Origin of the sequence: Streptococcus sp. Marseille-Q0941 (genome assembly GCF_943736975.1) — a bacterium.
Classification (GTDB): Bacteria; Bacillota; Bacilli; order Lactobacillales; family Streptococcaceae; genus Streptococcus.
On the sequence record NZ_CALSFO010000012.1, the window covers coordinates 1 to 1,313 of the forward strand.

Annotated in this window: 1 protein-coding gene; it reads right to left on the reverse strand. The window is 38.5% G+C overall.

Annotated features, from left to right (window positions below):
* The coding region (locus tag NGI26_RS09180) for a Spy0128 family protein (protein ID WP_251938911.1) at positions 1-1,313 on the reverse strand (1,313 nt) is incomplete at both ends.

A 1,313-nucleotide genomic window follows, 5' to 3' on the forward strand; every position in this document is an offset into this window, starting at 1 on the left:
ACTGTCTTACCATTTGAAGACGTTGCAATGACGTTTCCACCTTCGCTCAATTCAAACTCAAATTGTTCGTTAGCAAGTTCTTTACCAACTAATTCTTTAGTTGCTTTGAATGTAGCACGAGCTGGTGATGGCTCATATGTGTTTGTTAAAGTTGGAGCTTTAGTTGTAACCTCAGCTTTAAGTGTTCCACCTTCAGCTTTAACAACGACTGTTACTTCGTATGAGTTTTCATCAAATGTGATACCTGGAACTTTTGTTTCAGTATTTTCTTTGATGACATAGTTATAGGTACCAGGACCTTTAGCTTTCAAACCTCCAAATGTGATGCTTCCATCTGCTTTGTTTGTTGTTGAAGCAATTGGAGTAGTCAAGTTGTTTGCATTGTACAAATCAAACTTGAACTCACCATCTTTCAAGGCTACTGGACGATTTCCAGCAATTACTTTCTTAGCAGTAATTGAGAAATCTACTGCGATTGGTTCGTCTTGAAGGTTAATCTTAGAACCTTCAGCTCCAAGAGTTACCTTGTATTCTTTTTCATCAAGAGTATATCCAGCAGGAGCTGTTTTCTCTTTGATGATGAATGTCTTACCGACATGTTTTTGATCAAACTCATCAGAAATTGCCACACCTTTTTCATTTGTAGTCAATTCTGTAGAGATAGTTCCATCTTCTGACTTAACTGTGTAAACCGCACCTGCAACTGGAGCCAATGTGAAGGCATTTGTCTTGTTGATCTTAATCTTGAAGGCTGTAGAAGCTTCGATTTGTCCTTTTACAAGAGATACACGTTCATCTGAGAAATCTAAATTAGTACGATTACTACGGAAAGGAAGTGCAGTTCCATCTGCTGTAGTCAACTGGATAACGTTTTGAATTTTTCTTCCATCACCTGGTGTTGTTGTGTGGTATTCTACCCAATACGATTTAGATCCATCTGCAAAGATGATTTTGAACTGAGTATAGTTCTCATTCCAAGCTACAGTATAGTCAGTACCTTCCACCATCTTCTTAGCATCATCAGGAACTTGAGAAGTGCCATCGTACAATGTTGCAGAAGAATAAACGACCAATGATTCTGGGATATACTGGATAGGAGCAAACTCAGCTGTATTTGGAAGGAAGTCATTCAACACTAGGTTTTTACCATAGTCTTGTCTTCCTGTATTGACACGGATTCTCCATGGAGAATAAATGTCTCCTTTACCTACTGAACCGATAGCTGCAAGTTTTTGTGATTCCCATGCTTTGCTAACTACATCGTTACCATTCTTAGCATAGTTTTCGAAACCTTCTTGCTTGCTGTCAACTGT